General features: G+C 41.9%; 20 protein-coding genes and 1 tRNA gene. 17 read left to right on the top strand and 4 right to left on the bottom strand.

Translation table 11 applies throughout. The features are described from left to right. Window positions 1-20: 20 nt before the first annotated feature. The 5 genes from rsmG (at window position 21) to BLP57_RS13360 (ending at window position 6,072) form a co-directional block, all read left to right on the top strand. Complete coding sequence (gene rsmG / locus BLP57_RS13380) at window positions 21-740, top strand: 16S rRNA (guanine(527)-N(7))-methyltransferase RsmG (RefSeq protein ID WP_092072370.1); 720 nt, start codon at window positions 21-23, stop codon at window positions 738-740. A 302-nt stretch (window positions 741-1,042) separates the two neighbouring features. Continuing rightward, window positions 1,043-2,113 (top strand): ABC transporter ATP-binding protein, encoded by a 1,071-nt coding sequence (locus tag BLP57_RS13375; protein WP_021651032.1) that lies wholly within the window; start codon window positions 1,043-1,045, stop codon window positions 2,111-2,113. After that, complete coding sequence (locus BLP57_RS13370) at window positions 2,110-2,973, top strand: ABC transporter permease (protein ID WP_015526545.1); 864 nt, start codon at window positions 2,110-2,112, stop codon at window positions 2,971-2,973. The genes BLP57_RS13375 and BLP57_RS13370 overlap by 4 nt, the downstream gene beginning before the upstream one ends. Window positions 2,974-2,986: 13 nt before the next feature. Then, on the top strand, window positions 2,987-4,516 hold the full coding sequence (locus BLP57_RS13365; protein WP_044961237.1) for a GldG family protein: 1,530 nt from the start codon (window positions 2,987-2,989) through the stop codon (window positions 4,514-4,516). Beyond that, complete coding sequence (locus BLP57_RS13360) at window positions 4,516-6,072, top strand: DUF4340 domain-containing protein (protein WP_092072367.1); 1,557 nt, start codon at window positions 4,516-4,518, stop codon at window positions 6,070-6,072. Before BLP57_RS13365 ends, BLP57_RS13360 begins: the two co-directional genes overlap by 1 nt. 147 nt (window positions 6,073-6,219) lie before the next feature. On the opposite strand, the gene BLP57_RS13355 is transcribed toward BLP57_RS13360, so the two are convergent. Together BLP57_RS13355 and BLP57_RS13350 are read right to left on the bottom strand one after the other, a co-directional pair. Continuing rightward, the gene (locus BLP57_RS13355) at window positions 6,220-6,507 is read right to left on the bottom strand and encodes a hypothetical protein (RefSeq protein WP_021651035.1); all 288 of its coding nucleotides are present in this window, start codon (window positions 6,505-6,507) and stop codon (window positions 6,220-6,222) included. Between the two features lie 232 nt (window positions 6,508-6,739). Beyond that, window positions 6,740-10,405 (bottom strand): YhgE/Pip domain-containing protein, encoded by a 3,666-nt coding sequence (locus BLP57_RS13350; protein ID WP_092072364.1) that lies wholly within the window; start codon window positions 10,403-10,405, stop codon window positions 6,740-6,742. Between the two features lie 582 nt (window positions 10,406-10,987). On the opposite strand from BLP57_RS13350, the gene BLP57_RS13345 reads away from it, so the two are divergent. Further along, a complete protein-coding gene (locus BLP57_RS13345) occupies window positions 10,988-11,578 on the top strand; it encodes a TetR-like C-terminal domain-containing protein (protein WP_015526541.1) in 591 nt (196 codons plus the stop codon). A 247-nt stretch (window positions 11,579-11,825) separates the two neighbouring features. Here the strand turns inward: BLP57_RS13345 and BLP57_RS13340 are convergent, their stop codons facing one another. Then, complete coding sequence (locus tag BLP57_RS13340) at window positions 11,826-12,779, bottom strand: alpha/beta fold hydrolase (protein ID WP_015526540.1); 954 nt, start codon at window positions 12,777-12,779, stop codon at window positions 11,826-11,828. A gap of 613 nt (window positions 12,780-13,392) precedes the next feature. Further along, the gene (locus BLP57_RS13335; RefSeq protein ID WP_092072361.1) at window positions 13,393-13,842 is read right to left on the bottom strand and encodes an SseB family protein; all 450 of its coding nucleotides are present in this window, start codon (window positions 13,840-13,842) and stop codon (window positions 13,393-13,395) included. A 1,164-nt stretch (window positions 13,843-15,006) separates the two neighbouring features. On the opposite strand from BLP57_RS13335, the gene BLP57_RS17880 reads away from it, so the two are divergent. The 11 genes from BLP57_RS17880 to BLP57_RS13280 form a co-directional block, all read left to right on the top strand. Continuing rightward, a complete protein-coding gene (locus BLP57_RS17880) occupies window positions 15,007-15,180 on the top strand; it encodes a hypothetical protein (protein WP_207646713.1) in 174 nt (57 codons plus the stop codon). A 2,152-nt stretch (window positions 15,181-17,332) separates the two neighbouring features. Next, window positions 17,333-18,100, top strand: a complete 768-nt coding sequence (locus BLP57_RS13330) for a ParA family protein (RefSeq protein WP_092072358.1) — start codon at window positions 17,333-17,335, stop codon at window positions 18,098-18,100. Further along, window positions 18,100-19,032 carry a ParB/RepB/Spo0J family partition protein gene (locus tag BLP57_RS13325; protein WP_092072353.1) on the top strand — a complete coding sequence of 311 codons (933 nt, stop codon included), beginning with the start codon at window positions 18,100-18,102 and terminating at the stop codon, window positions 19,030-19,032. Before BLP57_RS13330 ends, BLP57_RS13325 begins: the two co-directional genes overlap by 1 nt. 8 nt (window positions 19,033-19,040) lie before the next feature. Further along, window positions 19,041-19,562: a DUF4446 family protein gene (locus BLP57_RS13320; protein ID WP_015526535.1), complete on the top strand. Its 522-nt coding sequence runs from the start codon at window positions 19,041-19,043 to the stop codon at window positions 19,560-19,562. 44 nt (window positions 19,563-19,606) lie between these two features. Further along, on the top strand, window positions 19,607-20,902 hold the full coding sequence (gene serS / locus BLP57_RS13315) for a serine--tRNA ligase (RefSeq protein ID WP_015526534.1): 1,296 nt from the start codon (window positions 19,607-19,609) through the stop codon (window positions 20,900-20,902). Between the two features lie 33 nt (window positions 20,903-20,935). Beyond that, window positions 20,936-21,811, top strand: a complete 876-nt coding sequence (locus tag BLP57_RS13310) for a DUF3881 family protein (RefSeq protein ID WP_021650156.1) — start codon at window positions 20,936-20,938, stop codon at window positions 21,809-21,811. Between the two features lie 374 nt (window positions 21,812-22,185). Next, a tRNA-Arg gene (locus BLP57_RS13305) sits at window positions 22,186-22,259 on the top strand. 326 nt (window positions 22,260-22,585) lie between these two features. Then, a complete protein-coding gene (locus BLP57_RS13295; RefSeq protein ID WP_092072350.1) occupies window positions 22,586-23,551 on the top strand; it encodes a ParB/RepB/Spo0J family partition protein in 966 nt (321 codons plus the stop codon). Between the two features lie 14 nt (window positions 23,552-23,565). Next, the gene (locus tag BLP57_RS13290; protein ID WP_055171506.1) at window positions 23,566-24,351 is read left to right on the top strand and encodes a ParA family protein; all 786 of its coding nucleotides are present in this window, start codon (window positions 23,566-23,568) and stop codon (window positions 24,349-24,351) included. Beyond that, window positions 24,341-25,243 (top strand): ParB/RepB/Spo0J family partition protein, encoded by a 903-nt coding sequence (locus BLP57_RS13285; protein ID WP_005334867.1) that lies wholly within the window; start codon window positions 24,341-24,343, stop codon window positions 25,241-25,243. The genes BLP57_RS13290 and BLP57_RS13285 overlap by 11 nt, the downstream gene beginning before the upstream one ends. A gap of 78 nt (window positions 25,244-25,321) precedes the next feature. Then, on the top strand, window positions 25,322-25,947 hold a 626-nt coding region (locus tag BLP57_RS13280; protein WP_139148848.1), incomplete at its 3' end, for a replication initiator protein A.

Here is a 25,947-nt window from a genome sequence, read left to right as displayed (position 1 = left end):
AAAATAAGAGAGGAAGCTGCATGTACAATTTAGAAATCCTGGAAAAAGGCTGCGAGGAGCTTGGGATCACACTCAGTGACACGCAGAAAAACCAGTTTATTCGGTTCTACGAATATCTTGTAGAAAAAAACAAAGTCATGAACCTCACCGGTATCATAGAATTTGACGAGGTTCTCGTGAAACATTTCCTGGACAGCCTCTGCTGCGTCAAGGCTGTAGATATGGGTAAGATAAACACCGTTATGGACATCGGAACCGGCGCCGGATTCCCGGGCGTTCCCCTGAAGATTGCCTTCCCGGAGGTGGAAGCCTGCCTTCTGGACTCCCTCAATAAAAGAGTAAAATTCCTGGAAGAAACCTTTGCGCTCCTGGGCCTGGAGGGGATTTCCGCCATTCACGGAAGAGCTGAAGAATATGCAAAAAACAAAGCCTACAGAGAAAAATATGATCTCTGCGTATCCAGAGCAGTATCCGGACTGGCAACCCTGTCTGAATACTGTCTCCCGTATGTAAAAGTCGGAGGGCTTTTTGTCTCCTATAAATCCGGTTCTGTAAAGGAAGAAGCAGAAGCAGCAGAGAAAGCAGTAAAGATCCTTGGTGGAAAGATCAGGGATATTCAGTACTTTGACCTTCCGGGCTCCGAGATCGGCCGCTCCCTGGTCATTATCGAGAAGGTAAAGAACACCCCAGGCAAATATCCGAGAAAAGCCGGAACACCGCTCAGAGAGCCACTGGCATAAGATACCTCCTGTCGAACAAAGGCAAAATCTGTCCGACAGGAGATTTTTTTGTCCGGGAGTTTCACAAAATTATCACAAATTTATCCTACTTTTATCACAAATTACTTTTACACTATAATCCGATAGAGATGCCCCTGGATTCCCCCATTCTCTGTTTCATCCAGGGGCATTTTCTATTGGTATTGAAAAGACGCCAGAGTCAAGGGCTTCAGTTTCAGGACCTTTTGCCTCTGGCATCTTATAAAATGGGAAATCGATAATTAAAAAAAGTATTTCCCTGAGAATAAAAGGAGGAGAGTAAAGTGATCGAAGTAAGTAATCTGGTCAAAAAGTATGGCGATCATACTGCAGTTGACCATCTTTCCTTTCAGATCGAAAAGGGGAAAATTTACGGATTCCTGGGCCCCAACGGTGCAGGAAAATCAACAACTATGAACATGATCACAGGATACATTGCTTCCACAGAAGGAAAAGTGATGATCGATGGTCATGATATTCTGGAGGAACCGGAGGCAGCCAAGAAATGTATCGGCTATCTGCCGGAAATGCCGCCGCTCTATTTTGACATGACTGTTCTTGAGTACATGAAATTTGCGGCTGATCTGAAAAAAATCCCAAGAAACCAAAAAGACAAGCAGATAAAAGAAGTCATGGATATGGTAAAGATCACAGACATGAAAGACCGTCTGATCAAAAACCTTTCCAAAGGTTATCGCCAGAGAGTGGGCCTTGCACAGGCGATTCTGGGATATCCTGAAGTGATCATCCTGGATGAGCCGACAGTAGGACTTGACCCGAAGCAGATCATCGAGATCCGTGACCTGATCAAAGGCCTGAAGCAGAAGCACACGGTTATCCTAAGCTCCCATATCCTTTCCGAGGTAAGAGCAGTGTGTGATTATGTTCTGATCATTTCCCATGGAAAGCTGGTAGCCAGTGATACACCGGATAATCTGGAACGTCTGGCAGCAGGCTCCAACAGCCTCCTTATGAAGGTAAAAGGCGAGAAAGACACGATTCGAAAAGCTCTGGAAACGATCGAAGGCGTAACCGGAGTGGAAATGTCCTATGACAGCGATGAAAAATTGTGGAAAACAAAACTTTCCATTCAGGAAAATGTGGATATCCGTGAAAAAGTCTTCTACGCTATGGCAAAAGCGAACTGTCCGATCTACGAGATGCAGGTTAAGAGAGTTTCCCTTGAGGATGTATTCCTTGAGCTTACCGAAGGAGAGAAAAAATCCGCCGGAAAACCGGAAAGCTCACAGTGGAAACCGGTAGAAGACAGATCATCGGAAGAAGAAAAAACTCAGGAAGAAAAAAACGGGGAACCAGAGAAGGCTTCTGATGAGAAAGAGGGGGATCAGTCATGACAGCGATTTTTAAAAGAGAACTGAAAAGCTATCTGACCTCCATGGTTGGATATCTCTTCATATTTTTTGTCCTGGTGCTGACCGGAATTTATTTTTCCGCATATCAGCTTTCAGGCGGCTATTCAAAATTTGAAACTACCTTAAGCGCACTGACCTTTGTGTTCCTGATCGGTGTGCCGATCCTTTCCATGCGTGTACTTGCAGAAGAGCGCAAGCAGAAAACGGATCAGCTTCTTCTGACCGCACCGGTATCTGTATGGGATATCGTATTTGGAAAATATCTTGCACTGGTAGCTGTGTTTGCCATTCCGGTCGTGATCATGTGCGTTTATCCTCTGATCATGAGCAAGTTCGGAACGATTTCCTATGCTTCCGCATACACCGGGATCCTGGGATTTTTCCTTCTGGGATGCGCGAATCTGGCGATCGGTGTATTTATGTCAGCACTTACAGAAAGCCAGGTAATTGCAGCCGTACTTACGTTTGTATTCCTGTTCGCCTTCTATATGATGAACGGAATTTCCTCATTCTTTTCACAGACCTCCATGTCAACCGCAGTGGCATTCGGACTTCTGATCGTGGCGATCGCTATCATCATTTATACCATGATCAAAAATGTCCTGATCTCTGTAGTGATCGGAGCTGTGGGAGAGATTGCCCTTGTGATCGTATACGTTGTAAAATCCAGTATTTTCCAGGGTGGTATCCAGAAGGTACTGAACGTATTTAACCTGAGCGGACATTATGATAATTTTACAAAAGGCGTGTTTGACGTGACAGGAATCGTTTATTTTATTTCTGTTATTGCGATCTGCCTGTTCCTTACCATGCAGTCCATTCAGAAGAGACGCTGGAACTAGGGGGTGAAGGGAAATGAAATTCAGTGAGAAATTTAAGAAAAATAAAGGCGAGGCAGCCGTACCGGAGACAGCACAGGACTCCGGCAAAAAGAAACATAAACCGGATCCGAAAAAGCTGGTAGGCACCATCAGCAAAAAACATATCAAAAATGGTTCCTACAGCATGGCTATGGCAGCTGTCTTTATCGTGATCGTGGTTGTGATCAATATGATCGTCGGGGCGATCCCATCCAAATATTCACAGCTGGATGTAAGCTCATCCAAGCTTTACACCATCGGTGATGAAACAAAGAAGGTACTGAAGGCACTGGATAAGGATGTTACCATTTATCAGATCGCGGCAAGCGGTTCTGAGGACGACACGATCTCCAATCTGCTTTCACGTTATAAAGATGAGTCCAAGCATATTAAAGTTGAGGTGAAAGACCCTGTTGTAAATCCGAAATTTGCATCGGAATATACAACCGATGATCTTGCATCAAACAGCCTGATCGTAGTCTGCGGCGACAGAAACAAGGTTATCAATTACAACGATATGTATTCCTCTTCGGTAGACTATAATACCTGGCAGCAGACTACTACCGGATTTGATGGAGAAGGACAGATCACAAGTGCGATCGGCTATGTGACATCCGAGGATCTTCCGATCATGTACACCTTATCCGGACACGGAGAAAAAGATCTGGATTCCAGCTTTAAAGAAGATATCCAGAAAGCAAACATTGATATCAAGGAGCTGAACCTTCTCACAGAGGGAAAGGTTCCGGATGATGCAGACTGCCTGATGATCGTATCTCCGACCAGCGATATTTCCGAGGAAGAAAAAACAGAGCTCCTGGATTATCTGGAGGCAGGCGGAAAAGCTATGATCTTCTCGGATTATACACAGGATGATCTGCCGAACTTTGATGCGGTTCTTGAAAACTATGGTGTAAAGTGTGCAGAGGGAATTGTATTTGAGGGTGATAATCAGCATTATGGAATGCAGATGCCATATTATCTTGTACCAACAGTCAACAGCACAGATGCAAGCTCTGAGACAGCTTCTGCAGGCTCCTATGTACTGGCACCGTATGCGCAGGGCATTCAGAAAACAGATGATGTAAGAGATACCGTAACCATCGACAGTATCCTGACAACCTCTGACAAGGCTTACTCCAAAACAAATATGCAGAGCAGCAATATCGAAAAGGAAGACGGAGATGTAGACGGACCGTTTGATCTTGGTGTTGCTATCACTGAGAAACTGGATGATGATAAGGAAACACAGATCGTTTACTACTCCACAGCAAATCTGATGGAGAGCCAGATAAACCAGATGGTATCCGGCGGAAATGAAAAGCTCCTTTTGGAGTCCTTAAACTGGATGACCAGCACAGATGACAGTAATTCCGTTTCTATTCCATCCAAGAGCCTTGAGTCCACAAGCCTGACAGTAACCGATTATGATGCAGCCTTCTGGAAGATCTGTACCATTGGTCTGATCCCGGGAGTGTTCCTTGTTGCAGGATTCCTGATCTGGCTTAAGAGGAGAAAAGCATAATGAAAAAATCAACCAAACTTGTTTCAGCAGTTGTTGTTCTGGCAGTTCTCGGCGGCGTTTATGTGGGACTGAACACCTACGTATCCAAAGAAGAAAAGACAGAGAGCAGCGAAGAGGAAAGCAAAACAGAAGTGTTTTCCGTGAAAACGGATGACATTAAATCCCTGGAATTTATCGTAGACAAGAAGGAAGTGACCTTTGAGAAAAAAGATGATTCCTGGGTGAAAAAGGATGAGACTGCTTTTCCTGTAAATCAGACAACTCTGGATTCCGCAGCTTCCGCCATCGAAACGGTGGAAGCGGACAGAGTCCTGGAGGATGTGGAGGATCTTACGGAATACGGACTGGATTCTCCATCGAACACAGTAACCGTTGATACCGCTGATGGGATAACGAAGCTTAACATCGGAGATGAGAATACGTCTACGAATCAGTATTACATTTCCAAGGATGATGATGACAGCACGGTATATGTAGTGGCAGCGGACACTGTGTCTCCGTTTATGAATTCCCTTTACGATTATGCACAGGGAGAAGATTTCCCAACAATTGATTCTTCTACAGTGAAAAAGGTCCAGGTCAGTGAGAATAAAGATTCCTATGTCCTGGAAGAAAATTCCGACGGAGCTACCTGGAATGTTTCCGGTGACGGAAGCAGCGATAAAGAGTCTGCCGATACAACGGCAGCAGGAAATGTAACCTCCGGACTTGGAAGCTTTGCATTTGACCAGTTTGTAAACTACAATGCAGAGGATCTTTCCCAGTATGGCCTTGATAAGCCCTATGCGACGATTACAGTGAATTATCAGGAAGGGGTGAAGAATGACAGCACAGACAGTACAGAATCCGGAGAAAACGATTCTACGGCCTCTGAGAGCGATTCTGAGAGCAGTGACACTACTGACACGGACAGCAGCTCAGAAGATGCAGACAGCAAGACAACCACAGTGGATAAACAGCTTGTCATTTACGTTGGCGATGAGGCAGGAGATGGCAGCAGATATGTAACGGTAGATAACAAACAGATCTATACAATGTCAACAGATACATTGAGTGCAGTTATTGACAAGACGCCGTCAGATCTCTGGTCACTGATCGTCAATTATCTGTCTGTAAAAAATCTGGATCAGCTCCAGGTTACTTACGGTGAAACAACAAGTACTGTAAATGTTTCACGTGAAACATCCACAGATGATGACGGAAACGAAAAAGAAACAACAACCTATCAGCTGGATGGTAAGGAAATAGAAAGTACAACCTTTACCACCTTCTACAACAAGCTGATAAACATGGCAGGACAGAAGAGACTGACAGACGTTTATACACCAGCTGCAGACCCGGAGATGACCGCGGTATTCACAGACTCTGACAAGAACCAGACAACCGTTACCTTCTACACATATGACACAAACTATTATGCAGCTGTCGTTGGAGACAAGGTATTTCTTGTAAACAAAATGACAGTAAAAGAAATGTTCAATGCATATGAAACCATGGTAAACGGTGAAACAGAGACAGAAGCCACAGCAACACCAACAGCTGAGACGGAAAAATAAAATATTAAGAAAATAAATAAAAACACCTTGGAGATCCGTAAATAATAAGGTGATCTCCGAATATCCGCTTGATGATCAGATATTCGGAGACACCACACAGATCAGGATTTTCCGGGGTGTTTTTATGTTGCTATTATTTTACGGTCCTTACAGATGAATAAGGTCCGTATATTTTTTTACCGTTTGTGATGCGGTATGCACGGATACGGTATTTGGTTGCGGTGCCTGGCTTTTTATCGGTGTAGGTTGTATTTTTTGTATTGCCGATAGCTTTCCAGGTTTTACCATGAAGACGGTAAATGGTGTAGCATAGGTGATGATTCCGTCTGTTTTTGCGGTCAGTGGATTAGATGCATACCAGGTTGCTTTTCCATTGAAAACCGCAGGCTTGCAGTCAGAAAGAGCTCCGGTTTGTGAGTAGATCTGAGAAGTCATATTGCCGCTTCTTCTGAATCTGACAGGAGTGTTTCTGAACTGAAATCTGCTGCATAGGTCAGGCACGGTGTACTGGCGAGCTTGATTTTCTATAACTGCTATAATTATAGCGTGGAGAATTGACGAGGACAATATAAAAAAACTGTACAGAAGCTCATCTGAGCAACTGTACAGTTTTAATTTTTCTATATCTAACAGAAGGTTCGGGGGAGCTTCTGTCAGTAACTAAGTATTATGCAAGACCTCTTTCTTCCAGCCAGTCGAAGAGAACAACTTTTTCTGCTTTCTTTCTCTTGGTCATGTGATTGAACTGAAGGATCGTCAGGATCGTGAAGATCACTAACAGTGCAACCATTACAATGATGGAAGTGGTAATGCTTCGGCCACCGCTGATCGTTGCACGGAATGCGTCGACCGTATAAGTAAACGGAACGTATGCATGGATCTTTGCAACGAATGAAGGTGAAACCTCAACCGGATAAGTTCCGGCAGATCCTGCAAGCTGAACGACCATGAATACCAGCATCAGGAAGCTTCCTACTTTACCAAGAGTAATGTTGAAGAAGTACATGATAGAGGTAAAGGTCATTGATGTCAGGCAGGCGAAGAGTACGGTTTTGCCCATCTCTGCAGGTGTGAATCCGTTAAATGCACGTAACAGCAGGATCAGGCAGATTCCCTGAAGGATCGCTACCGGATAAAGGACGGAAGCCTTGCTTGCCCACCATGCGAAACCGGATTTCAGTTTGCCCTTATACTGAGCCAGAGGATACATCAGGCAGAATGCCAGTGCGCCGACCCAGAGGCCTACAGACATCATGTAAGGTGCCATTGCGTGTCCGTTATTCGGGACATCGGTAAGTTTTGTTTCATCGCTTACAACAGGAGTTGCGAACATTTTGATCGTTTCATCACTTGCTGAATTGTCTTTTACAGTGGTAGCTCCATCGCTGAGGCTTGTGGTCAGTGTCTTGGAACCGTCTTTCAGTTCTTTCATACCGCTTCCAAGCTTCTTGGATCCATCATACAACTGAGAGGAACCGCTCTGGATCTGGGCAGCGCCATCTGCAAGCTGTTTTGCACCATTGTTAAGTGTGCTGTTGTTGCTTACAAGCTTCTCGGTACCGCTGAGAAGCGTTGAGGTACCGTTTGCTAATGTCTTAGTTCCGTTTGCAAGAGTAGTAGCACCGCTGGAAAGGGTTTTGGCTCCTGTTGAGAGCTTTTTGGTACCGTCTGTAAGAGCGGAGCTGTTTTCGGAAAGCTTAGCAACACCATCGGTGTAGGTTGTGATTCCGGTTGTCAGTGTTCCGGAACCATCGGCTAATGCTTTTGTTCCATCTGCAAGAGTAGCAGCACCGCTGGAAAGAGCCTTGGCTCCTGTTGCCAGTTTCTTGGTGCCGTCTGTAAGAGCAGCACTGTTTTCGGAAAGCTTTGCAATACCATCGGTGTAAGTTGTGATTCCATCTGTCAGTGCCTTAGAACCATCTGCCAGCTGACCTGCACCGGATTTGATATCCGGAAGTGCGTTAGTGATCTGTTTGCCGGCTGTTTTCAGATTCTTTGCACCGTCATTGAGCTGCTTATCATAAGATGTCAGTTGGTCAAATCCATCGTTCAGAGCTTTGATTCCTGCTGCTGCAGCCGGGAAGGCTTCGACTGTGCCGTCTTCCAGAGACTGAAGTCCTGCGGAAACGTTCTTGGTTCCTGTGTTTACAGCCTGTGCACCCTGATACAGCTGGGTAACACCTGCAGAAAGCTGAGCGATCAGATCTGTAGGAAGCTGACTTGTAGCTGCAGATAACTGCTCTGCACCTGCGCTCATGGTTGTTGCACCTGCACTCATCTGGTTTGCACCATTTGTCATGGTTGTTGCACCCTCAGAAAGTGTGCCGGCACCCTGAGTCAGTCCTCCGGAGATCTGAGTCAGTCCGGAAGCTGCTTCGTTAAGCTTGGAAGCAACAGTATTCAGATTTTCCTGAGTAGAAGAGAGCTGACCGGATACACCAGCTGCAAGCTGTGAAACCTGATCAGAATAGCTGCTCATGTAAGAACCGTCCACGCCAGTCATTCCACCGGCTACGCTGTTTAAAGCGTTGATCACATCATTCAGAGCTGCTGCGGAAATGGTTCCGTCCTCAGAAGCGGTTGCCTGAATCGCCTGAAGCTGTGCTGCTAAATCGGTCATTGTCTGTCCGGCAGTACCAATCTTGGTATTTGCATCAGTAAGTGCCTCCGTTGTCTGCTGTCCGTATCCTGTAAGTATGCTGCTGACCTGATCACCTACCTGTGAGAACTGTGTGCCTGCATTCTGGAGAGCAGGGATCAGACTGTCTGTGATACTGCTGCTGGTCTGACTTGTGATGCCTGCGGCCTGAGTGATATATCCGGCTGCGTTGTTGATTCCGTCTGCGGCATTGTTCATACCAGCTGCAGCACTGTTCATACCAGCTGCGGCTGTGTCCATACCATCCTTTGCGGAAGTAAGGCCGGCTGCAAGCTTGTTGATGGATTCCTGTGTTGTTCCCTCTTTCAGAGCAGAAACCTTATCGTTCAGGGCTTTCAGTCCGTTTTCCAGCTGCTGTGTTCCGGATATCAGTGACTGTGAGTCATCGGTTCCTTTGGTAACACCGGTATTCAGCTGAGAGATACCATTGGAAACTGTTGTGAGTCCGTCTTCAAGTTTTGCAAGCTCTTTGGCACCGGCTGCGAGTTTGCCAGCACCAGCCACATAGGTGGTAGTTCCATCTGCAAGAGTGTCAGCACCAGCTACATACTGTGTTGCTCCGTCGGAAAGAGTATCAATACCTGCACTTAATGCATTTGCACCGGATTCCAGGCTACTTGCGCCGGATTTCAGTGTATCAGAATTTTTATTAAGCTCATCCACACCAGCGGTGTACTGCTGAACACCTTCATCCAGAGTATCTACACCGGTTGTCAGCTCAGGAACCTTTTCTGTCAGAGCTGCAACGCCGCTGTTCAGCTGGTTTGCACCGGATTCCAGGCTGCTTGCACCGGATTTCAGTGCATCAGAATTTTTATTAAGCTCATCCACACCAGCGGTGTATTGCTGAACACCTTTATCCAGAGTATCTACACCGGTTGTCAGCTCAGGAACCTTTTCTGTGAGAGTTGCAACGCCGCTGTTCAGCTGATCTGCACCATCGTCCAGGCTCTTTGCACCATCGTTAACCTTTGCAACACCATCGGTGTAGGTCTTAAGACCTTCGGTGAGACTATCAGCACCGCTTACGAAAGTAAGAGTACTGGTGGAAAGCTTCTTAAGGTTTTTGGTAATTGTTTTGTTACCATCAGCTGCTGTATTCAGTCCGTCTTCGATCTTTCCGGATCCGTCTGCAGCTTCCTGCATTCCGTCACCTGCTTCTGAGATAGAATCAAAAACGGTTTCTGTATAGGTTTCCGTAACCTTGGAAGCAATGTTATCACGAAGCTTCAGCATTGCTGTTTCACTGAGCTTGGAGGCGATATAGTTGGTTCCAGGGTTTGTCTCATAGGATAGCTCCATTTGCTTTGGATCGTTGTCCATTACAGTGGCTGCGTTTGCGGAGAAATTTTCCGGAATTTTGATAACCATGTAATAGGTTCCATTGGCCAGACCGTCCTCTGCTGTCTTGCTGTCTACAATGTTAAATGCCATTGAGTCGTTGTCTTTCAGCTCATCCGTCATGTCCTTACCTATGCTTAAGGTCTTGCCATTATACTCGACAGGTTTGTCTTCGTTTACCACGGCCACTGGCAGGCTGTCTACGTTTCCGTAAGGATCCCACATGGATTTCAGAAACAGACCTGCATAGATGATCGGGATTACGATAATGGCGATTACGACGATAAGCATGAGCTTGTTACGAAGTAAGCTTTTCCATTCGTTTTTGATCATATTACCTATCCCTTTCTTATTAAATTGTATTATCAAACATAGTTGATTAATCAAACTTTATTCCAGTAATGGCGACGAGATCTATTAATCATATTAAAATCTATTAATAGCTTTATATTCCATTATCAAACAAAGTGTTGATTTTCTTTACGTGATGTATTATACTAAACACATACCACAGATACAACCATTAAATCTTTACTGAATGTATATTAATAGACGGAAATAATGGAAGTGTCTATTACAAATAAAAAACTGCATAATAGACAAAAAGTACGTTATTTCCTTTGAATTTATGTGCAGTTGGTAATATTAAATGCAGACAGGATTCCTATGTTTCAACACAAATATGCAGCAGATATCTGGTATCGTGTAGGTCGGCGTCGTTAACAATTTTGATCTTGTCAATTCTTAACAACAGCAGATATCTGGTATCATGCAGATCGGCGTAGAGAAAGCGAATGCTTTTATTCGTTTGAAGGATGCATTATGCATTGTATGACAGTTGCAGAGTATCGTAGGTAACAGGTGATTGAGGCGGAGGAAACGTGCTTGCTTTTTTGAATTGCAGGGGGAATTAAGATGGCGGAAAAAGTTGACAGAAGAGTACGTAAGACCAAGGCACAGTTGCGAGCGGGGCTTGCCCGTCTTATGCAGAAGAAGAGTATTAAGGAAATTACGGTAAAGGAACTGGTGGAAGAAGTTGATATCAACCGCTCCACATTTTATCTTCACTATACAGATATCTATCAGATGCTGGAATCCATAGAGGCTGAATTGATGGAGGAAATCACGCATCTGGTGGCAGACTATCCTCTGGATCCTCTTAATAATAAGGAGAGCTCGTATCCTTTTATTGAGCAGATATTTACGATCCTGGATCATAATAAGGATATTTGTATCGCACTTCTTGGAAAGAATGGAGATATGGCTTTTGTGAATCGTATAGAAAAACTGATCGCAGATACAGTGCTGCATCGCTTGTCAATTCGTCTGCCGAAAGACAACCGTGATATTGAGTATGCGTATGCGTTTTGTCTGAATGGATGCGTGGGAATGATCAAGACATGGCTGTCTTCTGAGAATCAGGAGAGTACACAGCATATGGCAGAGCTGACACATAAGCTGATCGATAATACAACACACATGTATCTGGAGCAGGCACTTAGATAAGAGAAATGTCCGGATGCATGCTGTGAGTCTGGTAAAAAATAAAGAGTATTGTTTCACGTTTGTTTGAGGAAAAACTCATGTTTCACGTGAAACAGTACTCTTTTTTTATTGGCTTTTTGTTGGTTTATAGCATTTCCACAAATTACTGCATGAAGCTCAACGGCTCCGAACATGAACAATGCTCTTTTGATACGTTGATTTCCAAAATTACTATAGATAAATTTTGATGCCGGATCATAAGTTGTTTTTACAGGAAAATAGCTACCTGTTCCAGGAAATGTTCCGGATCTTCCAGATGAGGAAGATGTCTGGTTTCCGGGATCACAGCGGTTTCAATGGAAGAATTCAGCTTCTGATATTCCTCTGCAATAAGAGAAGCTGAAGCTTCTTTTTCTCCGGAAATAATATAGATGCATGCATCGGAAGATTCTACGGCATTATTAATGCTGATATTCAGGTATTTGCCAATGTAGCTGGAATACAGATATTTGGCGTTGGAACCGCCCTTGTGAGCGGATTCATAATAGGTGTCTACCAGTGTATCTGTTACATGGAAGGGATTGTAGAACAGCTTTTCCATAAACAGACTGCTGATGGATTCGCGGGAAGCTACCATATGATAGATCAGAGTTCCGAAAATCGGAAGCTCGATAAAATACTTAAAGAGCTTGTTGTCTTTACAAGGTGCCTGCTTCAGGGAACTGAAGCTTGGTGGATTGACCAGCATGATCTTGCGGAAATGGTCGGAATTGTTACGGTAAGCCATGATTGCAAAAGAACCTGAGAAACCACTGGCAATAACATCGGTTTCCTCACGAATCACATTCTTGGCAAAATCACAGAGTAACTGAGCAAATACAAAATTGGTATAAGTAATATCCGGTTTTTCGGAACGTCCACATCCAAGAAGATCAATGGTGTAAACTGTATGTTCGGTTGCGAGCTGCTTCTCTATGGCATTCCATTCATAACCGGAAGCGCCTGGCATGATATCATGAATAAGAAGAATAGGGGTGCCATGTCCCTGTTTTGTATAAAAAATCTTTCCAAAACGCCAGTCATAGGTTCTACTGTGTGGCTGTTCCAGCATATCTTTAAGCTGAGATGTGGCATCTATGAAACGGTTAGCAATATGAATAACACCTGCGGCAGTTCCGACTAAAGCTGCAAGAGTAAGTAGTCTGTGTCCATTTTTCTTCATTAAAAAGCCTCCTGGAATTCGTAAAAATAATCAGGACAGATGTAACGTAATTCAGGTATCTGATCTGATTTTTTCTGAATATTTCTTTGCTTTATTATACGACAGGAACGAAAAATTTACAATGCTTTTGTGGGAACCCTAACCTTGTTATTGTATGCTGACGCTACTGTCCATTCTGTTCTTGGCGATGATCGCTAAGTTGCTGTTCGTTCTGCTTTCAGTAAAGCGCTTCGCAATGCAAAGAATTTATGTTGATCGCATAAATTGGTGCGGTATGGTCTCGGGCTTTCTGCGGCCTTCGTTTATAAAAAAACTTACGGAATATTATCAGTGAACAGTAGCATCGCCAATATGCTTCATGATACATAGAAATCAGATTTGGAACCGAATCAAGTAAGTCCCCTGCTTTAATTGCGAAGAGCAATAAGCAGAGGGCGTGGACTTGCTTGTATCAGGAGGAGGAAAATCTCCTTCTGATAAACTGCAAAGCAGTTATTTTATTATGAGCAAGTAGCGAAGAGGATGCTGTTATCCGCTGGAATGCTTTTATACTTCAGTAAAATACCAAGTGTTTCACGTGAAACATTGGACTTGTTATCCGACAGAGCTGATGCTATACAGGATTGCCGAGGATGATGTTGATAAGAGTTTTGTTCAGCATCAGTGTGCGGTTCCATGGATTGAGAATTACTCCCTCAACAGACGGTTCTTGCAATGCAGAAGCAAAAATCTTATCAATATCTGCGGTAAATGTGGACATGATCTTATCACTGCCTTTTAACTCTTCGTCAAAGCTGGTAAATGCAGCCCACCATTGCTTTCCATCGTTGGTTTTGATCGCATGAAGAGAAATTTTTCCATCACCTTTTGGAGGTTCTACAGCAATGATCAGCTGTGCCTGCTCCTGCATTCTGTGACGGATCACGGTGAGAGTATGAGCAAGCATTTCTTCGGTTGCTTCTTTTTGGAGTGCTGCAATGGCAGTTTCGATCTTTTCATTGCCATTTAAAGTCTTGTCTAATTGTTTTTTATAGAAATCGTTGCGATTATTTGTGGTGTTCATGTATAAAATATTCCTTTCAATCAGATGATAAATGACTAGTACAGCGAATATTAAGTAACCGCCATATTGACTTGTCTGATTTTTCATATGCTGCGTTGTCGTCAATCGCCGTAGCCACCGCTACGCCTCATTCCTTCGCCTTGCATATGAGAAAATCATCCTACGTCAATATAGCAGAAACTTAATTTTCGCTGTACTAGTACATTGTTTTCGAAATAACTATACCAATTACTTATTGGTGAATCCGACTGCACAGATCTAAAAGCCTCAGCATAGCCAGCTACGCCTGCATTTTTATACCTGCACACTCGAATCCACATCCCACGCGATTGGTATAGTTATTTACGAAACAATGTATTAGCCGCAAACTGCAAGGCGTTTGCGAATGCTTTCTTTATGGATTATAGCATTTCAGGGGAAAATGAGGCAAGAGAAGAAGTGTTTTTAACTGAATCAAATAAGTCCCCTGGTTCGATTGCGAAAAGCAATAATCGGGGGAACTTGCTTGCATCAGGAGAAGTGCAGGCTCCTTCTGATAAACTGCGAAGCACTTATTCGGTTATGAGCAAGTAGTGAAGCGGATGCTTTTATCTGCTTGAATTAAATCAAAAAGTTTCCTGATTACTGATCACTTCGTTCTTGGTAATACACTTCGCGATGCACAGAAATTATGCTAATCACATAAATTTGCATGGTATGTCCAGGGCTTTCAGTGGTCTTTGCTCACAAAAAAACTCGGAGGATAATATTACCAGTTAACAGTAAGTCTCCTGCTTCAATTACGAAAAAGTAAAAAGTAATAAGTAATAAGCAGTGGGTGGCGTGTATTAGGAAGAATGCGACGGCGTTTAGAAACGGGGAAAGGAATAGTGGGCATGTCTGAAAACAAGGTACTGCACTAATTCATGTGGCCACTGTTATGGGTACATTGTAAGCAGGTCCTGATAAATTGCAAAGTAGCTATTGGGTGTAGAACTGCGTAGCGAATACGGGTATTTTTATTCGTTTGATCCCAAATTGGATAGATATGTTTGCACACTTGAAGGTGAGTTGCCAGATACTGTCATCAGTATTCCCCATGATTTCGGTCAGATGCTTTTGTGAACTGGATGGGGAATTAACAAGTTAAGTGAATGTAGTAAAAATGTGTATTTATATGAAAAAATGGAGGGTAAGGCGGAAAATATGGGGGATTTTATAGAAAAACGATATAAGAGTAAGGATGAAATAAAGAGAAATAAGAGATTATTTCTGCGAAGAGAACGCTATGATAATGATAATAACACAAACGTTAAGTACGATAAAAAGGACTTTATAAAAGAAAATACTGGCAAATAAAGAGAAATAATAGGATATTTACGAATAAAAAAGTATTAAAGTACAAATTATAGTACTTTAAATAAAAAAGTACGATAAAACGTACTTTACGCGCATGTACATATAAAAAAGCCTTAAAATATAAAATGTGCACCTGCACACATACGGCAAAAAGATAAAATATAGATCCGTTCCTGCTTTAAACATGTGAAATTTTGATTGATCGAATAAAAGAAAGTAGCTGCTTCGATTACAAAAAAACAATAAGCTGTGGGTGGGAAAATACTTGTACTCTTCCTGATAAACTGTAAAACAGCTATTTTGTGTAAAACTATGATCGAATGCAAAAATTTTTGTCCGCATGACTGGGATAAAGGGAAGGCAGGGAAGTGTTTTACGGCTTGATTTAGAAGAAAAAGCCTATTAAGTGAAATTTATTTTATGCTAGTTCTATGCCGGAACCTTATTCGGATACATTTTATATTGGATATTACAAAATGAAACTATGCTTGAAAAAGTCTTTAGTTAACATGTACATAACGAATATATAACAGGACTGAAAGAAAAATGAAATAAATACGCAAATCTTTCGTAAACATAATAAAATAAACAAAAATCGAAAATTCTAGTTTCATAATATTATATTTTTTTCACGAGAGATACATGTATTTCACACTATAAAAACACTCCGGGAAAAGAAGTTTCCATTTACTATATATAGATGCTTTTGGGGAATATAAAGATAACAGCCACATTATTTTGTGGATGGAGTTTCTTGTATTTTTTACATGCTTTCGTGATACAGATAATGCCAGAGAGAATATATCGGAGTATTTTTTTGATATTTCTCATTGATTTTATAATGTGTTCGTAACTGTTCAGTACCCTTGCAGTTACAAGTCAAACCGTGTCCTGGATCGATTTCGTTGATGGCATTTTTAACCGGATCGAGGAAGTCACTTGCTTCAATTATGAATATTGGTTTGATAATCTGTCTTCGGATGATGTTTCACGTGAAACATCATCCGAAGACAGATTAAGAATAAAGAGTTATAACCCCATCTTTGACAATTGCAGAAATAAAAAACAGCTGTAGTTCGTGTTTATTTGTTTTATGGTAGGTTTAATATAGATTTTAATCGAATCAAGTAATTCACCTGCTTCAATTGTGAACTACAATAAGCAGTGGTTGGGGACTTGCTTGTATCAGGAGAAGTACAGTCTCCTTCTGATAAACTGCGAAACATTTATTAAGCTATGAGCAGTAGTGAAGAGGATGTTTTTATCCGTTTGACTTAAAAAATGTTTCGCAACAACGACAACTCATATGCGCTTTACGGTAGCGTGATATAGTTTTTAATCGCGTCAGGAGGTCCCCTGCTTCAAGTGTAAGAAGCAATAAGCAGCGGTTGGTGACTTGCTTGTATCAGGAAGAGTACAAGCAAGTTTTGATAAACTGCGGAGCAGTTATTCGGTGTAAAGCTGCGTAGCAACTGCGGATGCTTTTGTTTGTATGACTCGAATCAGGAATTCCCCCCCCTGTTTTTGGCTTCAATTGCAAGAAACGATAAGCAGTGGTTGAAGAACTGCTTCTTATCAGGGAAGAGTAGTTTGTAGTCCTTTTGGTAAATCGCGAAGCAGTTATTCAGTGTAGAACTGCGAATGCGTTTACAGATACTTTTGTTCGCTTGATAATAATAGTAATGTTTTTAGTGTTCAGATAAAATTTGAAAATGCTATAAATGCTGTAAAAGAAAGGGATTTCGATGCCTATGTAGCAGTGTGCAAGGTTCCATAAAAGATAATATATCTATACCGAGAAAATCGAATTATTTTCGAGATTACGATAAATCAGAACAATTTCAGCAAAATATCTATAAATGGGAACTTCATTTCTGGTACGTTTTTATGGCGTAAAATATATAGTCTGATTGGTAACAAATAAAACTGGAAGTTTATGCGGAGTTGATGGACTTTATAATCGATGTACTGTTACTGTCAAACTTCTGTTTAGTCCGGAATGAGTTTGGGTATACTACACAATAAATAAAATAATTCAAAACCTATTTTCTATTGTTTCACGTGAAACATTATGTGGCAGTTTAAAAATAAAAGTGTTATAATGATATCCAATGAGTAAAAATCCCTTAAAAAAATAAAAAGGAGGGGTACAATGGGACGAATCATTGCAGTTGCCAATCAGAAAGGCGGGGTTGGAAAATCAACGACAGCCATCAATCTATCGGCCTGCCTTGCTGAAAAAGGGAAAAAGGTTCTTGCCATCGACATTGATCCGCAGGGAAATACGACCAGTGGACTTGGCGCAGACAAGAATGCAGTAGAAAACACCCTTTATGAGCTGCTGCTTGGAGAAGCAGAGACCAAGGATACCATTATAAAGAACGTTGTAGATAATGTTGACCTGATACCATCGAATATGAATCTTTCCGGTGCAGAAATTGAACTGGTTGATCTTGAGGATAAAGAATTTATTCTGAAAAAGATCACGGATAAACTTCGCCGGAAATATGATTACATAATCATGGATTGTCCGCCGTCACTGAGTATGCTTACAATTAATGCTTTGACAGCCGCAACCTCCGTTCTGGTGCCGATTCAGTGTGAGTATTATGCATTGGAAGGTTTATCACAGTTGATACATACCATCGAACTGGTAAGAGACCGATTGAATAAGAGGTTGAAGATCGAAGGCGTGGTCTTTACTATGTATGATGCCAGAACAAATCTGTCACTTCAGGTTGTAGAAAATGTAAAAGAAAACCTGGACCAGAATATATACAAAACGATCATACCGAGAAATGTACGACTTGCAGAGGCACCAAGCTATGGAAAACCGATCAATCTGTACGATTCACGATCTACAGGAGCAGAGAGTTATCGCCTCCTGGCAGAAGAAGTTATAGGCAGGGAGGGCGAGTGATGGCTGGAAGAAGAACAGGAGGCCTTGGAAAGGGTCTTGACGCACTGATCCCGAACAAAGCAGGCGGTCCGTCAAAGGAACCTGCAAAAAAGACAAGATCTGCAGTTGTAAAAAAAGACAAACCAACTGAAAAAGATAGTCCGGCCGCAGAGCGACTTGTGAAAATTTCCAGCGTAGAACCAAATCTGAATCAGCCCAGAAGACATTTTGATGAGGATGCGCTGCTGGAACTTTCGGAATCCATTAAACAGTACGGTGTTCTTCAGCCGTTGTTGGTATCCGATAAGAAGGATTATTTTGAGATCATTGCAGGTGAACGCCGCTGGAGAGCTGCCAAGATGGCAGGGCTCAAGGAAGTTCCTGTTGTTGTAAAAGAGTTTACAGACCAGGAAATCGTAGAAATTTCCTTGATCGAGAACATTCAGCGGGAAGACCTGAATCCTATAGAGGAAGCGATGGCATACAAACGTCTGATGGAAGAGTTTCACCTGAAACAGGATGAAATCGCAGACAGAGTTGCCAAAAGCAGAACTGCAGTAACTAATTCCATGCGTCTTCTGAAGCTTTCTTCAAAAGTTCAGGAAATGGTAATTGCAGATATGATCTCAGCTGGTCATGCGAGAGCACTTCTGGGAATTTCTGATGAAGCTCTTCAGGAAACAACAGCCATGAAGGTTTTTGATGAAAAACTCAGTGTTCGTGAGACGGAAAAACTTGTAAAGAATCTGGTTTCTCCTGCGAAAAAAGTAAAAACAGAGAGAAACACAGCAGAAGATGCCATTTATGAGAGCCTGGAAGAAAAAATGAAAGGTATCATGGGAACAAAGGTATCCATTCAGCGAAAGAAAAACAACAAAGGTAAAATTGAAATTGAATATTATTCCAGAGATGAACTGGAGAGGATCATTGATCTGTTCGAATCTATCAGATAGGAGGCAGAATGAGCGGGATTTTTGAAAGCATGGGAATTGATTCCGGGATTGTGATCATTGTTTTGCTGATCCTTACCATCATTCTTCTGATCAATGTGGTGAGTAGCAATATGCGTCTCAGCCGTTTGGAACGGAAGTACAAGATGTTTATGAGAGGCGGAGATGCACAGTCACTGGAAAAAGTTTTTGTAAGAAAATTTGCACAGATCGATCGGCTGTATGAAGCAAAGGAAGATCATGATCATGACATCAGCTTTATCAAAAAAAATATGAATGTAATGTTCAGCAAATATGGCGTTGAAAAGTATGATGCATTTGATGATGTAGGTGGAAAACTCAGCTTTGCACTGGCGCTTCTTGATAAAAACAATACGGGTCTGATCTTGAATGCGGTTCACAGCCGCGATAACTGTTTCCTTTATTTAAAGGAGATCGTAAAAGGTGAGTCCTATGTTGTACTTAGTCAGGAAGAAGTGGAAGCTTTGAGAAAAGCAGTAAACTTTGGCCTTGGTGAGATTGAGAAGGAATAAAAAACTGCAAAGAGTAAGAATATTTTTAATACAGGAGGAATATCATGTTAGACATTAAGTTTGTGAGAGAGAATCCGGAGGTTGTAAAGCAGAATATCCGCAATAAGTTCCAGGACAGCAAACTGGAGCTAGTTGACAAGGTTCTCGAACTTGATAAAGAAAACAGAGAGATTAAGCAGGAGGTTGAGGCTCTCCGTGCTGAGAGAAACAAGATCTCCAAACAGATCGGTGCTCTTATGGGCCAGGGAAAAAGAGAAGAGGCAGAAGAGGTTAAAAAACAGGTTGCTGCATCCGGAACTCGTATTGAGGAACTTTCTCAGAGAGAGAAAGAGGTTGAGGAAGAGCTTCTGAAAGATATGATGGTGATCCCGAACATCATCGATCCTTCTGTACCGATCGGTAAAGACGACAGCCAGAACGTAGAGATTGAGAAATTTGGTGAGCCGGTTGTTCCGGATTTTGAAGTTCCGTATCATACAGATATCATGGAGAATTTTGATGGAATCGATCTTGACAGCGCAAGACGTGTTGCCGGTAACGGATTCTATTATCTGATGGGTGATATCGCACGCCTTCATTCCGCAGTAATTTCCTATGCAAGAGATTTCATGATCAACCGGGGATTTACTTACTGCGTACCGCCTTTCATGATCAGAAGCAACGTTGTTACAGGCGTTATGAGCTTTGCGGAGATGGATGCTATGATGTACAAGATTGAGGGAGAGGATCTTTACCTGATCGGAACAAGTGAGCATTCCATGATCGGTAAATTCATTGACCAGATTATTCCGGAGGAAGAGCTTCCGAAGACACTTACAAGCTATTCTCCGTGCTTCCGTAAAGAGAAAGGTGCTCATGGACTTGAGGAGAGAGGTGTTTACCGTATCCATCAGTTCGAGAAACAGGAGATGATCGTTGTCTGCAAGCCAGAGGAGAGTAAGATGTGGTTCGACAAGCTGTGGCAGAATACAGTAGATCTGTTCCGTTCTCTTGATATTCCGGTTCGTACGCTTGAGTGCTGCTCCGGTGACCTTGCTGATCTTAAGGTAAAATCCCTCGATGTTGAGGCATGGTCTCCACGTCAGAAGAAATACTTTGAGGTAGGAAGCTGCTCCAACCTTGGAGATGCACAGGCACGTCGTCTGAAAATCCGTGTAAACGGCAAAGATGGCAAGAAATATCTTGCTCATACATTAAACAATACAGTAGTAGCACCTCCGAGAATGCTCATTGCTTTCCTGGAGAATAACCTGAATGCAGATGGATCTGTAAACATTCCAAAAGCTCTGCAGCCATATATGGGCGGTATGACAAAGATTGAGAAAAAGACACGCGCGTAAGAGAAACGCAGGCTTTTTCAGGGAGGTGTTCTTGTGCACAGTTATTTAAAGACCGTTGGTTTTTCACAGATTACCAGAAGAAGTGAAATAAAAGAGATCATCCGTGATGTGATCGCAAGCTACGATGAAAAGGTTTGCGTGGAAAATCATCCGGAAGGCGTATTTGTACAGTTTTCCAAGAATTATGGCTGTGACTGTGGAATCAGCGTTTGTGGTCAGTACGATGAGAACGGTGAGTTTCACGTGGAATATTATTTCCCATTTTTCAGGGGAACAGGAATCACATCCAAGGAAAAAGTGACTGTTGAACGTCATACAGATAAGGAATCTTATGCAGGAGCATGTGATGATTTGCGTATTGGCGTGACTATGATCTTTTATCTGCAGAATCTGGCAGAATATATGCAGGAGAAATACAAAGGCCTGAAAGACCCGGGGGACCGTCCGGTGACGGTTTCCGGTCTGGCTTCTGAGGGAAAGATCCTGTTTCCGCTGCAGAAGGATAAGGAAGCGGTAAAGGTGGAGAGAGAACTTTCCAAAAACAGGACTAATCTGATCGCAGCAGCGCGTAATGGTGATGAGGAAGCTATGGAGAGCCTTACAATGGAGGATATGGATACTTACTCCATGATTTCCCAGAGAATTGTTACAGATGATGTTCTCACGATCGTGGACTCTTATTTCATGCCTTATGGAATCGAATGTGATCAGTATAATGTTCTTGGTGAGATTCTGGATATCATGAAATTTAAGAATATCCTGACAGGTGAAGAAATCTGCCAGATGACTATAGAGAGCAATGATATACAGTTTGATATCTGCATCAACAGCAAAGATCTTCTCGGTGAACCGGCAGTTGGACGCCGCTTCAAAGGAACAATCTGGCTGCAGGGTCAGCTGCACTATTAAGTTTTCAAATTTAGAATTAATTCTTGTAATTTCAAAATAAATATAGTAAAATAATGGTTGTGAAACTTTTGGAAGTGTTCGAAATGTTTCACAACCATATATGTCCATATAGCTCAGCTGGATAGAGCACTCGCCTCCTAAGAGAAAGCCGAGGCATTCCCCAAAGGGAAAAAATGAAAAACAACTTTCAGTTCGAATCTATTCTGAAAAATGCCAAAGGTGACAACAAAGCATTCACCAAATTGGGGAACGTTCTAATGTTACCAACTCAAAAAAATCTGTAGATTGACAACTCAAAAAAGAGTTGATAATCTTATATATGGCCGAAGGGAAAAATCCCAGAAACCCAGTAAAATCAAGGGTTTGCGGCATGTGTCGTCATAGCTCAGCTGGATAGAGCACTCGCCTCCTAAGCGAGGGGTCGGAGGTTCAAATCCTCTTGGCGACGGGCTTCAAAGCGTTCGAAAATGTTAGCTGGATTAGCTGACAACGAACGCTTTTGTTATTTTCAAATCACGTTCGTGACACGAAATTCCATTCAAAATGATCAATTTCCAGCTAACGCAATCCGATTTTTGTTAGCTGACAGCTAATCAAAATTGCCGGTTTGCAAACATGGGTTTTAGGAAGTCCAGCTAACATTTGGGTTCCGCTCCGTTGTCACCCCTTATTCGGGGATGTAAATCAGAGAAAAGGCGGGAAAAGAAACAATCTCTCCCAAACCTGCAAACATAAATTAGCTGAAACAGTATTCAATTCTATTAGCTACAGCTAATGGTCAAACAGCAATGTCTGTTTGGAACTTTACTATCTATAAAAGTTCCAGGCAGGCATTTTTTAGTTCCTGAATCCTGGAGGAAAGGAGTCAAGATGACTGAGCCAAACAGACAATCAGGAGAAAAAGAAGAAAGAATCATAGAAATTGAGATTGAGCGTCTTCGTCCTTTTAAGGAACATCCCTTTCAAGTAAAAGATGATAAGGAAATGTTTCTTCTGCAGGAAAGCATTGAGAAGTATGGCATTTTAAATCCGCTGATCGTCAGACCAGTACCGGATGGCTACTATGAGATCATATCCGGCCACAGAAGAAAACATGCTGCGGAGAAACTGGGATATCGTAAAGTACCGGTGATTATCCGGGTATTAAGTGAAGATGATTCCATTTTAAGTATGGTGGATTCTAATCTTCACAGAGAACGGATCAGCTACAGCGAAAAAGCTTTTGCTTACAAACTGAAGAATGACGTACTAAAAAGAAAAAGTGGTCGAAAAAAGAGCCAAGTTGACCACAAAACACCAAGAAAACGATCGATAGATATTATCAGTGAGGATTGTGGTGATAGCCCAAAACAAGTGCAGCGTTATATATCACTGACAAAGCTTATACCGGAAATGTTGCAGAAACTGGATGATGAGATTATTTCTTTTTGTCCGGCAGTAGAGATTGCTGCATTGAAAGAAAATGAACAAAGAGAACTGCTTAAAGCAATGGATTATGCACAGGCGATTCCGTCACTCTCACAGGCTCAGCGGATAAAGCAGCTGAGTAAAGAAAAACAGTTATCGTTAGAAAAGATGGAAGAAATCATGAGTGAAGTTAAAAAAGGTGAGATCACCAGAGTAGCATTTACCAATGAGCAACTACACAAGTATTTTCCAAATTCTTATACACCGGCAATGATGAAACGGGAAATACTGGCACTGCTAAAATTATGGAAAAAAGAATCATGGGAAAGTTAAAGGAGGAAGAAATCATGTGTAAAGTTATATCCGTAGTAAACCAGAAAGGTGGAGTCGGCAAGACCACCACAACCGTAAATGTAGGTATTGGACTGGCAAGAGAAGGAAAGAAAGTGTTGCTGATCGACGCGGATCCACAGGGAAGTTTAACAGCAAGTCTTGGATATGAAGAACCGGATGATCTTCGAATTACACTGGCAACGATCATGATGGATGTTATCAATGAAGAAGAAATTAATCTAGAAGATGGTATCTTACATCATCAGGAAAATGTAGATCTGCTTCCAGCAAACATTGAACTTTCCGCACTGGAAGTAACGATGGGAAATGTTATGAGCAGAGAAATGATCATGAAAGAATATATCGATGCGATAAGATCCCGATACGATTATATCCTGATCGACTGTATGCCAAGCCTTGGTATGATGACGATCAATGCACTGGTTTCTTCCGATTCCGTGCTGATACCTGTACAGGCCGCATATCTGCCTGTTAAAGGACTTCAACAGCTGATTAAGACCATTCTTACAGTAAAGAAAAGATTGAACCGGAAACTGGCGATCGAGGGCATTCTCCTGACTATGGTAGATTTCAGAACCAATTACGCAAGGGACATTGCATCGAGAGTACATACAACATACGGAAGCCAGATAGAAGTATTTGAAAATGTGATTCCGATGTCTGTAAAAGCAGCTGAGACCAGTGCAGAGGGAAAAAGCATCTACATGCACTGCCCGAAAGGAAAAGTTGCCGAAGCATATAAGAACTTAACACAGGAGGTTTTGAAAAATGAAAAATAGAAGTGGCGAAAAGATAAAACTGGCAAGCATTGATGAACTGCTTGGTGTGGTAAATGAAGAATCTGCAATGGAGATAGAGATTAGTAAGATCCATCCGTTTAAAAATCATCCGTTCAAGGTGCTGGATGATGAAAAGATGCAGGATCTGGTTGAAAGTGTAAGGATCAATGGAGTACTGACACCGGTACTGCTTCGAATGGATGATAATGAAGAATATGAAATGGTATCCGGTCACAGAAGAATGCATGCAGCACAGCTTGCAGGACTTACAACTATTCCGGCAATCGTAAGAGAATTATCGGATGATGATGCCATTGTGGCTATGGTGGATGCTAACATTCAGCGAGAGGAATTGTTGCCGAGTGAGAAAGCATTTGCTTATAAGATGAAACTAGAGGCAATGAAAAGACAGGGAGTTAGAACAGATTTAACTTTGTCTCAAAATGAGACGAAGTTGAGATCTGATGAAGTCTTGAGCAAGCAAGTTGGGGAAAGTAGAGCTCAGGTTCAAAGATTTGTACGATTAACAGAACTTATTCCGGAACTTCTTGATCTGGTAGATAACAAGAAGCTTCAGTTTACGGTTGCTGTCAATATCTCCTACATCGATAAGGAAGTACAGGGATGGATCTACGAATATATCAGCGACACCGGATTCATCAAACCAAAACAGATTGCAGCACTCAGAAATCAGCTGAATGATGGACCAATCAATCAGATTCAGATGTTATCGATTTTCAATAACTGTGTGATGGCAAAGAAAGTATCCCGGTCTCTTACTTTCTCAGAAAAGAAACTGACAAAGTATTTTCCGGATGATTATACAGCCAAAGATATGGAGCAGGTGATTGAATCATTATTAGAAAAGTGGATGCAGGAACAGTCCTGTTAAGGAGAGAAAAAGCTAAGAAAACAATGTCAAAGAAGTTTAAAAAGAGGACTTCTTAGCAGAAAATGAAAGGAGGAAATTATGGAGAAAAAAATGACATTTAATTATTTTTACGGTACCGAAGCTGATCAGTTCAGCTTCTACCGCATACCAAAAGCATTATTTACAGACAGCTATTTTAAAGATTTATCAAGCGATGCTAAAATTTTATATGGACTGATGTTGGATCGAATGTCTCTTTCCATCAAAAATCAGTGGTTTGACGACAAAAACAGAGCATATATCTACTTTTCCATCGAAGATATCATGGAATTACTGAACTGTGGCAGAAATAAAGCCATCAAATCCATGAGAGAGCTGGATGACGAAACAGGAATTGGTCTGATTGAGAAACGCAGGCAGGGATTTGGAAAGGTGAATGTTATCTACGTAAAAACCTTTATGCCTGAGAAAACAGATGAGAAAAAATTTGGAGAGGAATTAGAGAAGTTTAAAAAACAAACTTCTGTGGAAAATGAAGAGCCTGTAGAAGTTTACAATTTAAACTTCATGAAGTCCCAAAATCAAACTTCTAGAAGTCCCGAAAACAAACTTCAAGAAGTTTACATTTCAAACCCTAATAATACTAATCTTAGTGATACTGAAATGAATGATAATAAATCTAATCCTATCATATCTGTGGATGAGAAAAGATTTGATAGCGATAA

It is taken from the genome of Blautia sp. SF-50, from assembly GCF_900101315.1.
GTDB classification, from domain to species: domain Bacteria; phylum Bacillota; class Clostridia; order Lachnospirales; family Lachnospiraceae; genus Blautia_A; species Blautia_A fusiformis.
The sequence above is the reverse complement of the archived record's forward strand: the minus strand, read 5'-3'. Positions and strand labels throughout refer to the sequence as shown.

What these genes read in the sequence shown, in the direction of transcription:
- BLP57_RS17880 (WP_207646713.1), top strand. Translation starts at nt 15,007, where the DNA reads ATGGAGGGTAAGGCGGAAAATATGGGGGATTTTATAGAAAAACGATAT.
- BLP57_RS13335 (WP_092072361.1), bottom strand. Translation starts at nt 13,842, where the DNA reads ATGAACACCACAAATAATCGCAACGATTTCTATAAAAAACAATTAGAC.
- BLP57_RS13355 (WP_021651035.1), bottom strand. Translation starts at nt 6,507, where the DNA reads ATGACTTCTCAGATCTACTCACAAACCGGAGCTCTTTCTGACTGCAAG.
- BLP57_RS13320 (WP_015526535.1), top strand. Translation starts at nt 19,041, where the DNA reads ATGAGCGGGATTTTTGAAAGCATGGGAATTGATTCCGGGATTGTGATC.
- serS (WP_015526534.1), top strand. Translation starts at nt 19,607, where the DNA reads ATGTTAGACATTAAGTTTGTGAGAGAGAATCCGGAGGTTGTAAAGCAG.
- BLP57_RS13370 (WP_015526545.1), top strand. Translation starts at nt 2,110, where the DNA reads ATGACAGCGATTTTTAAAAGAGAACTGAAAAGCTATCTGACCTCCATG.
- rsmG (WP_092072370.1), top strand. Translation starts at nt 21, where the DNA reads ATGTACAATTTAGAAATCCTGGAAAAAGGCTGCGAGGAGCTTGGGATC.
- BLP57_RS13285 (WP_005334867.1), top strand. Translation starts at nt 24,341, where the DNA reads ATGAAAAATAGAAGTGGCGAAAAGATAAAACTGGCAAGCATTGATGAA.
- BLP57_RS13340 (WP_015526540.1), bottom strand. Translation starts at nt 12,779, where the DNA reads ATGAAGAAAAATGGACACAGACTACTTACTCTTGCAGCTTTAGTCGGA.
- BLP57_RS13350 (WP_092072364.1), bottom strand. Translation starts at nt 10,405, where the DNA reads ATGATCAAAAACGAATGGAAAAGCTTACTTCGTAACAAGCTCATGCTT.
- BLP57_RS13345 (WP_015526541.1), top strand. Translation starts at nt 10,988, where the DNA reads ATGGCGGAAAAAGTTGACAGAAGAGTACGTAAGACCAAGGCACAGTTG.
- BLP57_RS13290 (WP_055171506.1), top strand. Translation starts at nt 23,566, where the DNA reads ATGTGTAAAGTTATATCCGTAGTAAACCAGAAAGGTGGAGTCGGCAAG.
- BLP57_RS13330 (WP_092072358.1), top strand. Translation starts at nt 17,333, where the DNA reads ATGGGACGAATCATTGCAGTTGCCAATCAGAAAGGCGGGGTTGGAAAA.
- BLP57_RS13360 (WP_092072367.1), top strand. Translation starts at nt 4,516, where the DNA reads ATGAAAAAATCAACCAAACTTGTTTCAGCAGTTGTTGTTCTGGCAGTT.
- BLP57_RS13325 (WP_092072353.1), top strand. Translation starts at nt 18,100, where the DNA reads ATGGCTGGAAGAAGAACAGGAGGCCTTGGAAAGGGTCTTGACGCACTG.
- BLP57_RS13365 (WP_044961237.1), top strand. Translation starts at nt 2,987, where the DNA reads ATGAAATTCAGTGAGAAATTTAAGAAAAATAAAGGCGAGGCAGCCGTA.
- BLP57_RS13295 (WP_092072350.1), top strand. Translation starts at nt 22,586, where the DNA reads ATGGTCAAACAGCAATGTCTGTTTGGAACTTTACTATCTATAAAAGTT.